General features: G+C 73.3%; 13 protein-coding genes. 4 read left to right on the forward strand and 9 right to left on the reverse strand.

Going from position 1 to position 12,749, the window contains the following annotated elements; translation table 11 throughout:
- Positions 1-122 precede the first annotated feature (122 nt).
- Entirely contained in the window at positions 123-1,589 is a 1,467-nt protein-coding gene (locus tag ACWCPN_RS30430) for an amino acid permease (RefSeq protein WP_451212584.1), read from the reverse strand.
- Positions 1,590-1,801: 212 nt separating this feature from the next.
- Between ACWCPN_RS30430 and ACWCPN_RS30435 the strand changes: the two genes are divergently transcribed.
- A complete protein-coding gene (locus ACWCPN_RS30435) occupies positions 1,802-2,512 on the forward strand; it encodes a MerR family transcriptional regulator (RefSeq protein WP_451212587.1) in 711 nt (236 codons plus the stop codon).
- Here ACWCPN_RS30435 and ACWCPN_RS30440 read toward each other — a convergent pair.
- The 3 genes from ACWCPN_RS30440 to ACWCPN_RS30450 all read right to left on the reverse strand — a co-directional run bounded on the left by ACWCPN_RS30440 (position 2,507) and on the right by ACWCPN_RS30450 (position 7,178).
- Positions 2,507-4,687 (reverse strand): 3-hydroxyacyl-CoA dehydrogenase NAD-binding domain-containing protein, encoded by a 2,181-nt coding sequence (locus ACWCPN_RS30440; protein WP_451212590.1) that lies wholly within the window; start codon positions 4,685-4,687, stop codon positions 2,507-2,509. The genes ACWCPN_RS30435 and ACWCPN_RS30440 overlap by 6 nt on opposite strands.
- Before the next feature lie 41 nt (positions 4,688-4,728).
- Positions 4,729-5,943, reverse strand: a complete 1,215-nt coding sequence (locus ACWCPN_RS30445; protein ID WP_392292563.1) for an acetyl-CoA C-acetyltransferase — start codon at positions 5,941-5,943, stop codon at positions 4,729-4,731.
- Between the two features lie 83 nt (positions 5,944-6,026).
- On the reverse strand, positions 6,027-7,178 hold the full coding sequence (locus tag ACWCPN_RS30450) for a CaiB/BaiF CoA transferase family protein (protein WP_451212594.1): 1,152 nt from the start codon (positions 7,176-7,178) through the stop codon (positions 6,027-6,029).
- A 204-nt stretch (positions 7,179-7,382) separates the two neighbouring features.
- Here ACWCPN_RS30450 and ACWCPN_RS30455 point away from each other — a divergent pair, with 204 nt between their 5' ends.
- Positions 7,383-8,561 carry a saccharopine dehydrogenase family protein gene (locus ACWCPN_RS30455; protein ID WP_451212596.1) on the forward strand — a complete coding sequence of 393 codons (1,179 nt, stop codon included), beginning with the start codon at positions 7,383-7,385 and terminating at the stop codon, positions 8,559-8,561.
- A 17-nt stretch (positions 8,562-8,578) separates the two neighbouring features.
- On the opposite strand, the gene mmpA is transcribed toward ACWCPN_RS30455, so the two are convergent.
- Together mmpA and ACWCPN_RS30465 are read right to left on the reverse strand one after the other, a co-directional pair.
- Positions 8,579-8,725, reverse strand: a complete 147-nt coding sequence (gene mmpA, locus ACWCPN_RS30460; protein ID WP_451212598.1) for a morphogenic membrane protein MmpA — start codon at positions 8,723-8,725, stop codon at positions 8,579-8,581.
- Positions 8,726-8,824: 99 nt separating this feature from the next.
- Positions 8,825-9,547, reverse strand: coding sequence for an endonuclease V (locus tag ACWCPN_RS30465; protein WP_451212601.1), 723 nt, complete (start codon positions 9,545-9,547; stop codon positions 8,825-8,827).
- Between the two features lie 60 nt (positions 9,548-9,607).
- On the opposite strand from ACWCPN_RS30465, the gene ACWCPN_RS30470 reads away from it, so the two are divergent.
- Positions 9,608-9,904, forward strand: coding sequence for a YciI family protein (locus ACWCPN_RS30470; RefSeq protein WP_451212604.1), 297 nt, complete (start codon positions 9,608-9,610; stop codon positions 9,902-9,904).
- A 10-nt stretch (positions 9,905-9,914) separates the two neighbouring features.
- Here ACWCPN_RS30470 and ACWCPN_RS30475 read toward each other — a convergent pair whose 3' ends face one another.
- Both ACWCPN_RS30475 and ACWCPN_RS30480 read right to left on the reverse strand, forming a co-directional pair.
- Positions 9,915-10,247, reverse strand: coding sequence for a plasmid stabilization protein (locus ACWCPN_RS30475; RefSeq protein ID WP_451212607.1), 333 nt, complete (start codon positions 10,245-10,247; stop codon positions 9,915-9,917).
- Between the two features lie 70 nt (positions 10,248-10,317).
- Positions 10,318-11,424 carry a WD40/YVTN/BNR-like repeat-containing protein gene (locus ACWCPN_RS30480; protein WP_451212609.1) on the reverse strand — a complete coding sequence of 369 codons (1,107 nt, stop codon included), beginning with the start codon at positions 11,422-11,424 and terminating at the stop codon, positions 10,318-10,320.
- Positions 11,425-11,635: 211 nt separating this feature from the next.
- On the opposite strand from ACWCPN_RS30480, the gene ACWCPN_RS30485 reads away from it, so the two are divergent.
- Positions 11,636-12,052, forward strand: coding sequence for a spore wall synthesis regulator SsgD (locus ACWCPN_RS30485; protein ID WP_365124167.1), 417 nt, complete (start codon positions 11,636-11,638; stop codon positions 12,050-12,052).
- Positions 12,053-12,097: 45 nt separating this feature from the next.
- Here ACWCPN_RS30485 and ACWCPN_RS30490 read toward each other — a convergent pair.
- A partial coding sequence (locus tag ACWCPN_RS30490; RefSeq protein WP_451212612.1) for an isocitrate lyase/phosphoenolpyruvate mutase family protein occupies positions 12,098-12,749 on the reverse strand: 652 nt, incomplete at its 5' end.

Consider the following 12,749-nt stretch of genomic DNA (forward strand, 5'->3'; position numbering starts at 1 on the left):
GTGGTCGTGCACCGTAGGACCGCAGCTTATGCGGGGCACGTGCACGGGGGCACCGGGTCCGGCCCTTCCCCGGCGAGACCGCTCGGCACGGTCCGGCCGTCTCGCCGGGGGGGGGCAGGCCGCTACTTCGTCAGCCGGGACAGTTCCTGGTCCGTGTTCCGGGACACCCGGCGGCGGACGCCGAACCAGCCGGCCACCAGGAGGACGGCGACCAGGGGGATCAGCAGGAGGGTCTTGCGGCCGACCTCGGGGTCGTTCCACATCATGCCGAGGCAGGCCAGCAGGAAGACGATCGTGGCGATCTCGGCGACGGGGCTGAACCTGAGCTGGAAGTGCGGCCTGGTCACGAGGCCCGCGCGGGCCCGGCGGACGAAGACCAGGTGGCAGATCATGATGATCACCCAGGTGCTGATGATGCCGAGGGAGGCCACGTTCAGCACGATCTCGAAGGCCTGGCTGGGCACGAGGTAGTTCAGGCCCACGCCGAGCACGCAGACCGCGCAGGTCAGCAGGATGCCGCCGTAGGGCACCTGGCTGCGGTTCATGCGGGCGGTGAACTTCGGCGCCGAGCCGGCCGTGGCCATCGAGCGCAGGATGCGGCCGGTGGAGTACAGGCCGGAGTTGAGCGAGGACATGGCGGCGGTCAGCACGACCAGGTTCATCACGTCGCCGGCCGCGGGCACGCCGATCTTCGACAGGACGGTGACGAACGGGCTCTGGTCGGCGGAGTACACCGAGCCGGGCAGCAGCAGGGCGAGCAGCACGACCGAGCCGACGTAGAACAGGCCCACGCGCCACATGATCGAGTTCACCGCGCGCGGGACGACCTTCTCCGGCTCGGCGGTCTCGCCGGCGGCGACGCCGACCAGTTCGAGGGCGGCGTACGCGAAGATCACGCCCTGCATGACCAGGACGACCGGCATCATGCCGTGCGGCAGGATGCCGCCGTGGTCGGTGATGACGCTCAGGCCGGGCTTCTCGCCGCCGACCTCGTGCTGGGTGGCGAGCAGGTAGATGCCGACGAACATGAAGCTCACCAGGGTCGCGACCTTGATGATCGCGAACCAGAACTCCATCTCGCCGAAGATCTTCACCGAGATCAGGTTCACCGCCAGCACCACCGCGAGGGCGATCAGCGCGAGCACCCACTGCGGGATGGCCGTGAAGAGGCTCCAGTAGTGCGTGTACAGCGCGATCGCGGTGATGTCGGCGATGCCGGTGGTCGACCAGTTCAGGAAGTACATCCAGCCGGCGACGTAGGCGCCCTTCTCGCCGAGGAACTCGCGCGCGTAGCTCACGAAGGACCCGGAGGACGGGCGGTACAGGACCAGCTCGCCGAGGGCCCGTACGACGAAGAAGGCGAAGACGCCGCAGACCAGGTAGGCCACGGCGAGTGCCGGGCCCGCGGTGTGCAGGCGTCCGCCGGCGCCGAGGAAGAGGCCGGTGCCGATGGCACCGCCGATGGCGATCATGTTGACGTGGCGGGCCTTGAGGTCCTTGCTGTAGCCGGCGTCGCCCGCGTCCGCGGGGGTCCGGTCCGCCTCGGGGCGGACGGTGGCCTGTGCCGATTCCACGGCGTCCTTGCTCACGGGTGGGTCCACTTCCTGGTGCGCCCGGGCCTCGTGGGCCCGGGGGTCGTGCAGGTCCTGGCCCGCACCACCCTGGTGTGTCGCGGTACAGACCAAGGCAGCAGCTTCCCAGGGAGATCACCCCGTATGCGATGGCCCATGTCACACCGGGGCGCTTCTCACATGGTCGCCACATGTTTCACACCATTGGTGGGACAGCGATACTGCTGCACATGACGACGGACGCCACGACCGGGGACGGGGAGCCGGCCCTCACCATCGACGAGCTGGCCGCGCGGGCGGGCGTCACGGTCCGCACCGTCCGCTTCTACGGCAGCAGGGGGCTGCTCCCGCCGCCGGAGATCGGCCCGCGGCGGGTGGGGCACTACGGCCCCGGGCACGTGGCACGGCTGGCCCTGATCGAGGAGCTCCAGCAGCAGGGCATGACCCTGGCGGCGATCGAGCGGTACCTGCGGCAGCTCCCGCCGGACCTCGGCCCGCACGACCTGGCCATCCACCGCGCGGTGGTCGCGTCCTGGGCGCCGGACGCGCCGGAGACGGTGTCGCGGCGGGAACTCGAACGGCGGGCGGGACGGCCGCTCACGCCCGGGGACATGGAGCGGCTGGCCGCGATGGACGTCGTCCGTCAGGAGGACGAGGACGCCTTCCGCGTCGACGCCGGGCTGTTCCGGCTCGGTCTGCGGCTGCTGGACGTACCGCTGTCGCAGGAGGCGATCCTCGCGGCGCGCAAGGTGCTCGTCGAGCACTCGCGCGCCGCGGCCCGCGAGCTGGCCCAGCTCTTCCGCGGCGAGGTGGCGGAGCGCGACGCCCGGGACGCGCAGTCCCTGTCGGCGCACATGCACCCGCTGGTGGTGCAGGCGCTGCTGTCGACGTTCCAGCGCTCGCTGCGGGAAGAGCTGAGCGAGTGGCTCAACGGATCATGAGCGGGAGTCGGCGAACCGCTCCCCCTTCTCGGCCTTGGCCACCAGCAGCGCGGGCGGGGTGAACCGCTCGCCGTAGCGCTCGGCCAGCTCACGCGCGCGGGCCACGAATCCGGGCAGGCCGCCCTCGTAGCCGTTGACGTACTGGAGCACACCGCCGGTCCAGCCCGGGAAGCCGATACCGAGGATCGAGCCGATGTTGGCGTCGGCGACCGACGTCAGCACGCCCTCCTCCAGGAGCCGTACGGTGTCGAGCGCCTCGGCGAAGAGCATCCGCTCCTGCATGTCCCGGAACGGGATCTCGTGCCCGGCCGTCGCGAAGTGCTCGCGCAGGCCCGGCCAGAGCCCGGCCCGCTTGCCGTCCTCCGTGTAGTCGTAGAAGCCGGCGCCGCCGCTGCGCCCGGTGCGGCCGAACTCGTCGACGAGGCGGTCGATGACGGCGTCCGCCGGGTGCGGGGTCCAGGTGCCGCCGGCCTCCTCGACGGCGCGCCTGGTCTCGCCACGGATCTTGCGCGGGAGGGTGAGGGTCAGCTCGTCCATCAGGGAGAGCACCTTGGCCGGGTAGCCGGCCTGCGCGGCCGCCTGCTCCACGGAGGCGGGCTCGATGCCCTCGCCGACCATGGCGACGCCCTCGTTGATGAAGTGGCCGATCACCCGGGAGGTGAAGAAGCCGCGCGAGTCGTTGACGACGATCGGCGTCTTGTTGATCTGCCGGACCAGGTCGAAGGCCCGGGCGAGGGCCTCGGCGCCGGTGCGCTCGCCCTTGATGATCTCGACCAGCGGCATCTTGTCGACCGGCGAGAAGAAGTGCAGCCCGATGAAGTCGCCCTGGCGCTCCACGCCCTCGGCCAGCGCGGTGATGGGCAGGGTGGAGGTGTTGGAGCACAGCAGCGCGTCGGGCGCGACGACGGACTCGATCTCCTGGAAGACCTTGTGCTTGAGCGAGGTGTCCTCGAAGACGGCCTCGATCACCGCGTCGCAGCCCGCGAGGTCGGCCGCCTCGGCGGTCGGCGTGATCCGGGCGAGCAGCGTGTCGGCCTTCTCCTGGCTGGTGCGGCCCCTGGCGACGGCCTTGGCGCAGAGCTTCTCGGAGTAGCCCTTGCCCTTGACGGCCGCCTCCAGGGAGACGTCCTTCAGGACGACCTCGATGCCCGCGCGGGCGCAGGAGTAGGCGATGCCGGCGCCCATCATCCCGGCGCCGAGGACGGCGACCCTGCGGACGGTGCGGCGCTCGACGTCCTTCGGGCGGTTGGCGCCGGAGTTGACGGCCTGGAGGTCGAAGAAGAACGCCTGGATCATGTTCTTCGAGGTCTGGCCGGCGGCCAGCTCCACGAAGTAGCGGGCCTCGATGACCTGGGCGGTCTCGAAGTCGACCTGGGAACCCTCGACGGCCGCGGCCAGGATGTTGCGCGGGGCCGGGTAGGGGGCGCCGTTGGTCTGCTTGCGCAGGGTGGCCGGGAAGGCGGGCAGGTTGGCGGCGAACTTCGGGTTCGCGGGCGTACCGCCGGGGATCCGGTAGCCGGGCCTGTCCCAGGGCTGCTGCGACTCGGGGTTGGCGTCGATGAAGGCACGGGCCTTGGCGAGCAGTTCCTCCGGGGTCGCGGCGACCTCGTGGACCAGCCCGTTCTCCTGGGCGCGGCGCGCGTTGTACTGCTGCCCCTGCAGGAGCACCTTCAGCAGCGCGTCGGCGATGCCCAGCAGCCGTACGGTGCGCACGACGCCGCCTCCGCCGGGGAGCAGGCCGAGGGTGACCTCGGGGCAGCCGATCCTGGTGCCGGAGGTGTCGAGGGCGACGCGGTGGTGGCAGGCGAGGGCGAGTTCGTAGCCTCCGCCGAGGGCCGCGCCGTTGATGGCGGCGACCACCGGCTTGCCGAGGGTCTCGATGCGGCGCAGGTTCCGCTTGATGGCGAGGCCGCCGTCGAACAGCTCCTGGGCGGTCTCCGGGGTGACCCGGATCAGGTCGCGCAGGTCGCCGCCGGCGAAGAAGGTCTTCTTGGCGGAGGTGAGGATGACACCGCGGATGGAGTCCTTCTCGGCCTCCAGGCGGTCGGTGATCGCGGCGAGGGAGTCGCGGAACGCCTGGTTCATGGTGTTCGCGGACTGGTCGGGGTCGTCCAGGACGAGGGTGACGACACCGGTGTCGTCCTGCTCCCAGCGGATGGTGGTGCTCTCGGTCATGACAGTCGTCTCCGTGAAGGTCTCGTGGTTCCGCGGGGAGTTCAGACGCGCTCGACGATGGTGGCGATGCCCATGCCACCGCCCACGCACAGGGTGGCCAGGCCGTAGCGCTTGTCCTGGCGCTCCAGCTCGTCGATGAGCGAGCCGAGGATCATGGCGCCGGTCGCGCCGAGCGGGTGGCCGAGGGCGATGGCGCCGCCGTTGACGTTGACCTTGTCCAGGGACAGGCCCATGTCCTTCACGAAGCGCAGCACGACCGCCGCGAAGGCCTCGTTGATCTCGACCAGGTCGATGTCGTCGATGGTCAGCCCGGCCTTGGCGAGCGCCTTGCGGGCGGCCGGGGCGGGACCGGTGAGCATGATGGTGGGCTCGGAGCCGGAGACGGCCGCGGAGACGATCCGCGCGCGGGGGGTGAGGCCGTGCCGCTCGCCGACCTCCTTGGAGCCGATCGCGACCAGGGAGGCTCCGTCGACGATGCCGGAGGAGTTGCCCGCGTGGTGGACGTGGTCGATCCGCTCCACCCAGTGGTACTTCTGCAGGGCGACCGCGTCGAAGCCGCCCAGCTCGCCGATGTCGGCGAACGAGGGCTTGAGGCCGGCGAGCGAGTCCGCCGTGGTGCCGGGGCGCATGTGCTCGTCGTGGTCGAGGACGACCAGCCCGCTGCGGTCCTTGACGGGGACGACGGAGCGGTCGAAGCGGCCCTCCTTCCAGGCGGTGGCGGCGCGCTCCTGGGACAGGGCGGCGTACTCGTCGACGTCCCGGCGGGAGAACCCCTCGATGGTGGCGATGAGGTCGGCGCCGATGCCCTGCGGCACGAAGTTGACGGACAGGTTGGTCATCGGGTCGTTGAACCAGGCGCCGCCGTCCGAGGCCATCGGGACGCGGGACATGGACTCCACGCCGCCGGCGAGGACCATGTCCTCCCAGCCAGAGCGGATCTTGGCGGCGGCCAGGTTGACGGCCTCGAGACCGGAGGCGCAGAAGCGGTTCTCCTGGAGTCCCGCGACGGTGTCCGGCAGCCCGGCGGCGATCGCGGCGATGCGGGCGATGTCGGAGCCCTGGTCGCCCACGGGTCCGACGACGCCGAGCACGATGTCGTCGATCGCGGCCGGGTCGAGACCCGGGAAGCGGTCGCGGATCTCGTGGATGAGGCCGACGACCAGGTCGATGGGCTTCGTGCCGTGCAGGGCGCCGCTCGCCTTGCCGCGGCCGCGCGGGGTGCGGATCGCGTCGTACACGTACGCTTCGGTGCTCACTGATGTGCCTTTCGGGAGGGTGGGCCGAGCGGGGCTCGGTCGCCGAGGGCGGGGCGGGTCGTCGGGTGGCCCGGTGGCCGGGTTCAGTCGCCGTCCGGGACGAGGTCGTCGTCGGCAGGGTCAGGTATGCCCCAGTCCCGCGCCACCGTCCCGGTGTCGGCGCCGGGGCGGGCGGGTCCGGTGCGGACGCGGGTGGGGGTCGCGGAGAAGCGGGGTGCGGGGGCCGGCTGGGTGATGCCGCCGTGGTCGGTGAAGGTGCCGCGGGCGGCCAGGTGCGGGTGGTGCGGAGCCTCGCGCAGGGACAGCACCGGGGCCACGCAGGCGTCCGAGCCCTCGAAGAGGGCCGTCCACTCGTCCCGGGTGCGGGACTTGAAGCGGGCGGCGGTCTGTTCGCGCAGTTCGCCCCAGCGGGACCAGTCGTCGTGGGCCCCGGCCAGGTGGTCCAGGCCGAGCAGGTGCAGGAACTCCGCGTAGAACCGCGTCTCCAGGGCGCCCACCGCCATGTACCCGCCGTCGGCGGTCGCGTAGGTGCCGTAGTACGGGCAGCCGCCGTCCAGGAGGTTGGCGCCGCGCCGGTCCTGCCAGCCGCCGGCGGACAGCATGCCGTGGATCATCGCCGACAGGTGCGCGGTGCCGTCCACGATGGCCGCGTCCACGACCTGGCCGGTGCCGGTGGCGCGCGCGTGGTGCAGGGCGGCCAGGACGCCGACGACCAGGTAGAGGGAGCCGCCCGCGTAGTCGCCGAGCAGGTTGGCGGGGACCGCCGGGGGCTCCCCGGCGCGGCCGATCATGCCGAGGGTGCCGGTGAGGGCGATGTACGTCACGTCGTGGCCGGCCCGGTCGGCGAGGGGGCCGTCCTGGCCCCAGCCGGTCATACGGCCGTAGACCAGCCGGGGGTTGCGGGCGTGGCAGGCGTCGGGGCCGACGCCGAGCCGCTCGGCGACGCCGGGGCGGTAGCCCTCGATGAGGATGTCCGCGCGCTCGGCCAGGGCGAGCACGCGCGCCGCGCCGTCCGGCGCCTTGAGGTCGACGAGGACCGAGCGCTTGTTGCGGTTGGTCACGTCGTGCGCGGGATCGATGCCGAGGCCCGGACCGCCCGGGCGGTCCACCCGGACCACGTCCGCGCCGAGGTCGGCGAGGAGCATGGCGGCGAACGGGCCCGGCCCGATGCCCGCCAGTTCGACCACGCGCACACCCGAGAGCGGACCGTGGCCCGGCGTCCCTGCCGTCGTCATGCCGTCCTGCCCCCAAGCCCGTGTGACACAACTGATGTAACACCGAGGATGCTAAGAACACGTTCCACTCGGCACAAGACCTGAACGAGCAAGCGCTTAGCCAAGTGCCCGAGCCCTCATTCCCGGGCTGGTCGTCCGGCGCCGCACCACTCACGCTAGCCTCAGCCACCGACAGCGGCGCGGGCTGCGGAGGCAAGGGGTGACATGAGCAGGCTAAAGAGGACGGATCGTCCCTACGACCTGGTGCTTTTCGGGGCCACCGGCTTCGTCGGCACGCTCACCGCGGAGTACCTCGCGGCACATGCCCCGGAGGATCTGCGCTGGGCGGTCGCGGGCCGCGACGAACTAGCGCTGGAGCGGCTGCGGGCGCGGCTGCCCGGCGGTTCGGGCATCGGGACGCTCCGCGCGGACGTACGGGATCCGGCCACCCTGCGCGCTCTCGCCGAGCACGCGCGCGTGGTGGCCACGACGGTGGGCCCGTACCTGGAGTACGGCGAGGACCTGGTCGCCGCCTGCGCGGACGCCGGGACCGACTATCTCGACCTCACGGGCGAGCCCGAGTTCGTCGACCTGATGTACGTCCGGCACGACGCACGCGCGCGGGAGACGGGCGCCCGCCTGGTGCACGCCTGCGGTTTCGACTCCGTACCGCACGACCTGGGCGTGCACTTCACGGTCGGGCAGCTGCCGGAGGGCGTACCGCTGACCGTGGACGGGTTCGTGACGGCCGACGCCACCTTCTCCGGCGGCACGCTGGCCTCCGCGCTGAACCAGTTCGCGCGCGGCGGGCAGATGGCGGCCGCGGCCCGGGAACGCCGGCGGCACGAGCCGCGGCTGCTGGGGCGCCGGGTGTCGGCACCGGCGGGCGCGCCGAGGTTCGCCCGGGAGGTGGGTGCCTGGGCGCTGCCGCTGCCGACCATCGATCCGCAGATCGTGCGCCGTTCGGCGAAGGCACTGGAGCGCTACGGCCCCGACTTCCGTTACCGGCACTACGCGGCGGTCCGGCACCTGCCGGTCGCCGCGGGCGGGGCGGCCGCCGTCGGCGCGGTCGCGGCCGCCGCCCAGGTGCCGCCCGTCCGGCGCTGGCTCTCCGGCCGGCTCAGGCCCGGCGACGGACCGAGCGCCGAGAAGCGCGCCCGGAGCTGGTTCCGGGTCCGCTTCGTCGGCGAGGGCGGCGGGCGGCGGGTGTTCACCGAGGTCTCGGGCGGCGACCCGGGCTACGACGAGACGGCGAAGATGTTCGCCGAGTCGGCGCTCAGCCTGGCCTTCGACGACCTCCCGCCGACGGCCGGACAGGTCACCACCGCGGTGGCGATGGGCGACGCGCTCACCGGGCGACTGCGCGGTGCGGGCATCCGCTTCCGCGTCGCGGCGAGCCGCTGACCGACGCCAGACGCCCCCTAGAGGGGCCACTTCACCAAGGCGCAGATCATCCCGCAGATCCAGCCGAGCCCGGCGAGCACCGCGAGGACGAGGGCGGCGTTCACGACCCGCTCGACGGGCCGGTCCGGATCGGCGAGGGGCTTGGGCGCACGATGCGTCGTCATGCGCCCACCCTGCCGGGCACCGGGAACCGCGCACATCCGTACGGCTACTCAGTCCCGGTACTCAGTCACGGGGCACCGCCGCGGGGCCGCGCCGTTCTGTCACGGGGTCGCCTGTCCGCCCCCGCCCCCTCCCCCGGCGACCGCCCGCTTCAGCGCCTGCCTGCACAGCGCGTCCGCGAGACGGGTGGACTCCGGCAGGCGGTACCGGGGGGTCAGCGCCAGGGTGTGGGCCAGGGCGTTGTCCAGGGAGGTGCGGTGGCCGACGGAGACGAAGACCGGTTTGACGTGGGACCGGGTGCGCAGGGCCCGGCCCACCTCCTCACAGCCCGCGAGGAGCGGGGCGGAACCGCCGCGCAGGGGTGCGGGATCGTCGTGGGTGAAGGTGAAGGGGTTCTTGGCGACGCCGATCGTCGGCAGGCCGGTGAGGACGCCGAGGTGGCTGGCGAGGCCGAAGCGGCGCGGGTGGGCGAGGCCGTAGCCGTCGCACACCACCAGGCCCGGCGGACAGGGCAGGGCGTCCAGGGCGGCGCGTACGGTCGGGATCTCCCGGAAGGCCAGCAGTCCGGGCACGTAGGGGAAGGAGATCCGGCCGACCGCCGTGGCCTCGGCGACCACGTCCAGGGTCGCCGCGTCCAGGACGACGGCCGCCGCGGCGACGAGGTCGCGTTCGTCGTCGTAGGCGACGTCCACCCCCGTCACCAGCCCCGATCCGGGCGGCGGCCCCGCCTCGTCGAGCACCACCCGCCCGCGCAGTTCGTCCTGTACGGCGCGGGCCTCCTCCTCGGTCGCCGGCCAGTTCGCGGGCACGCCTACGGTCGTCATGGTGGACAGGACTGTACGACCGCGGGACGGCCCGGCGGGCGCCGGGGTAGGCTCGTGATCATGTTCGTACTGGAGCTGACGTACACCGCCCCGCTCGAGGACGTGGACGCCGCGCTGCCGGCGCACCGGGACTGGCTCGACGAGCAGTACGAGAAGGGCCACTTCCTGGCCTCCGGACGCAAGGAGCCCCGCGACGGCGGAGTGATCCTCGCCGTCGCGGAGGACCGCGCCCGGATCGAGGAGATCGCCGCCGGGGACCCGTTCGTCGCCGCCGGGGTGTGCGAGTACCGCATCACGGAGTTCCGCGCGACGAAGACGGCTCCGGAACTGGAACGCCACCGGCAGCAGGCGGACTGACCGGAGCCGGTCAGCCCTTCCTGTCGTCCAGCGCGCGCCGCAGTTCGTCCTTGTTCATGTGCGAGCGGCCCTCGATGCCGCGCTGCCTGGCCTCGTTGTAGAGCTGGTCGCGGGTCGGGCCCTGGGAGCCGCCCCCCGACCGCCTGCCGCCGCGCTCGCCGGACGACATGTCCTGCGTCGAGCTGCGGCTGGCGGTCCTGGACTCACCGGAGCGGGCGCGCTCCTTGTTCACGGTCCGCGCGGCGATCTCCTTGGCGCGCCCGGGGCTTTCGCCCCGGTCCCGCGCGCTCTCCTTGATGTGTTCGTACTGGCGTTCACGCTTGGGGCTGGAACCGGCCGGCATGATCGTTCCCTCCTGTCCTCACCTTGTCCTCGGCGACGGGAGACGAGTACCCGGGTTCCGCGCGCCCACGTCAGCGTTCCAGCCGGGCCACCCGGCCCTTCTCGCCGGCTGCCCAGCAGCTCAGGTCGGGCGCGCAGGCCACGGTGTCGTACGAACCGGTGTCGACCGTGCGCCAGCTCCGGCCCCCGTCCGTGGTCAGGTCGGTGCCGGTCGGGCCGACGGCCAGCGCGGTGGTACGGCTGTGCGGGAGCCAGGCGGCGCCGGAGCGGTACGCGGGCGGCGGGGTGGTGACGGGGCGCCAGGTGCGGCCGCCGTCGGCGGTCACCGCGGCGGCCCGGGGCGAGGCCTGGTCGGGTCGGTAGTCACCGCCGACGGCGAGACCGTGGAAGCGGTCGCGGAAGGCGAGCGCGAAGACGCCCTTGGCGGGATCGCCCGCCGGCACCGGGGTGTCGGCGGCCGTCCAGGTCCGCCCCCGGTCGGCGGAGTGCAGCACGCGCGCGCGGGCGGCGCCGCCGGTGGCCAGCCAGACGTCCTTCGGTCCCGCGGTGACCAGGCACTGGCCGCTCGCGGCGAAGCCGGCCTCGCCGTCCAGGGCCTCCGGCATGCCGGAGGAGGGCAGAACACGCCAGGAGCGGCCGCCGTCGCCGGTGGACAGGATGCGGAACCGGCCGTCCACCGGGTCGCTCATGGCCACGCCGTGATGGTGGTCGAAGAAGGTGAGGCAGTCGTAGAACGCCTTCGGGTCGGTGTTGCGGAACGACTCCGTCCATGTCGTGCCGCCGTCATCGGTCCGGTAGACGCGGGAGGCCTCGCCCTCGCCGATGGCCAGCACCACCGCGCGCCGTGCGTCGAAGGCCTCGACGTCCCGGAACTGCAGGTCGGCGGCGCCGGGCGGGGAGACGTTCCGCCAGTTCCCGCCGCCGTCGGTGGTGCGCAGTACGGTGCCGCCGGTACCGGCCAGCCAGGCGGTCCGGCGGTCGACGGCGGCCAGGCCGCGGAACCGGACCTGCGGGGCGCCGGTGTCCTTCTCCGCCCAGTGCGCGCCGCCCCGGGCCGGCGCGGCCTCCTCGGCGGTGGCCGGCACGGTCAGCGCGGCCAGTGCCGCCACGCACGCCACCCCCGCCGCCAGCAGTCGATGCGTTCGTCCCTCGCGTCGCGTGCTCCCCAAGCGCCTCATGGCGGGCGAAGCTAGCGGACCGCCCCGGCACCGTCCAGAGGGCCCGGGACCGTCCGGCGGACCGTCCGGGCCGCTTCGCCGGGCGCGAAGCATGAAGGCGGTGACCGAGGTCACTCGTGTCCCGTGTGCACGGACTGGCCGAATCCGACGTCTCCTCCAGTGCCGGGTGCCACACCGGAAGTACGTCCAGCCGTCACAAGGGAGCAAGGCGTTGTCCACCATGATCGAGCAGCCCGTAGAGGCCCGCCTCGTCGCCGCCGCACCGCGCATGCCGAACATCCCCGCGACGCTGCGCTACGACCGGCGCGATCCGTTCGCCGTACGGATGTCCTTCCCCGCGCCGGCCACCCTGGAGGGCGTCGACGTCTGCTGGACGTTCTCCCGTGAACTCCTCGCGGCGGGGCTGGAGGGCCCCGAGGGCCACGGGGACGTCCGTGTCCGGCCGTACGGCTACGACCGCACCGTGCTGGAGTTCCACGCGCCGGAGGGCACGGCGGTCGTGCACGTGCGCTCGGGCGAGATACGCCGGTTCCTGGAGGCGACCGCCGGCCTCGTGCCGGTCGGCCTGGAACACCTCCAGTTCGACCTCGACCACGACCTGGCCGTGCTGATGCGGGACGCCTGCTGACACGGACGCGCGGTCTCGGCCGCGCGCGCGTGGACGGCGTGTGCGCTACACGCGCGTGAGCAGCGCGTTCAGCTCCGCGTGGTCCAGCCCGCCCGCCAGCGGCCCGTAGGTCCCCTCCCGCAGCAGCTCCCGCGCGGCGCGGTGGACCAGGGCGTGGGCGGCCTGGGCGAGGCCCGCCCCGGTGCTGATCCGGGCGACGCCGAGCGCCGCCAGTTCCGGCACCGAGGGCGCTCCCGGCCCGGCCATCACGTTGAGCGGCCCGTCGATGCCCGCCACGAGCGCCTTCACCGTCCCCGGTTCGACGGCTCCGGGGACGAAGATCCCGTCGGCGCCCGCGGCGAGGAACGCGGCCGCCCGCTCCAGGGTGGGACCGACCCCGCCCGCCCCGCGCAGGAAGGTGTCGATCCGCGCGTTGACGAACAACGGCACCCCGGCCCGGTCGGCGGCCGCGCGGGCCGCCGCGATCCGCTCCGCCTGGTCCGCCACCGTCCGCAGCGGTTCGGCGTCCGGCTCGTACCGGCCGTCCTCGATGTTGACGCCGACCGCGCCCGCGTCGATCACCCCCGCGACGGTGTCGCCCACGCCGGCGGCGTCCTCGGCGTGGCCGCCCTCGATGTCGGCGCTCACCGGGACCCGGACCGCGGCGGCGACCCGGGCGACGGCCGCGAGCGCGCGCTCGCGGCCGAGCCGGTCGCCG

Source organism: Streptomyces sp. NPDC002386, assembly GCF_053593175.1.

Bases quoted from the DNA above. Each gene is read 5' to 3' on its own strand.
- ACWCPN_RS30450 (WP_451212594.1), bottom strand. From the start codon at position 7,178: ATGACGACGGCAGGGACGCCGGGCCACGGTCCGCTCTCGGGTGTGCGC.
- ACWCPN_RS30435 (WP_451212587.1), top strand. From the start codon at position 1,802: ATGACGACGGACGCCACGACCGGGGACGGGGAGCCGGCCCTCACCATC.
- ACWCPN_RS30470 (WP_451212604.1), top strand. From the start codon at position 9,608: ATGTTCGTACTGGAGCTGACGTACACCGCCCCGCTCGAGGACGTGGAC.
- ACWCPN_RS30440 (WP_451212590.1), bottom strand. From the start codon at position 4,687: ATGACCGAGAGCACCACCATCCGCTGGGAGCAGGACGACACCGGTGTC.
- ACWCPN_RS30465 (WP_451212601.1), bottom strand. From the start codon at position 9,547: ATGACGACCGTAGGCGTGCCCGCGAACTGGCCGGCGACCGAGGAGGAG.
- mmpA (WP_451212598.1), bottom strand. From the start codon at position 8,725: ATGACGACGCATCGTGCGCCCAAGCCCCTCGCCGATCCGGACCGGCCC.
- ACWCPN_RS30455 (WP_451212596.1), top strand. From the start codon at position 7,383: ATGAGCAGGCTAAAGAGGACGGATCGTCCCTACGACCTGGTGCTTTTC.
- ACWCPN_RS30475 (WP_451212607.1), bottom strand. From the start codon at position 10,247: ATGCCGGCCGGTTCCAGCCCCAAGCGTGAACGCCAGTACGAACACATC.
- ACWCPN_RS30480 (WP_451212609.1), bottom strand. From the start codon at position 11,424: ATGAGGCGCTTGGGGAGCACGCGACGCGAGGGACGAACGCATCGACTG.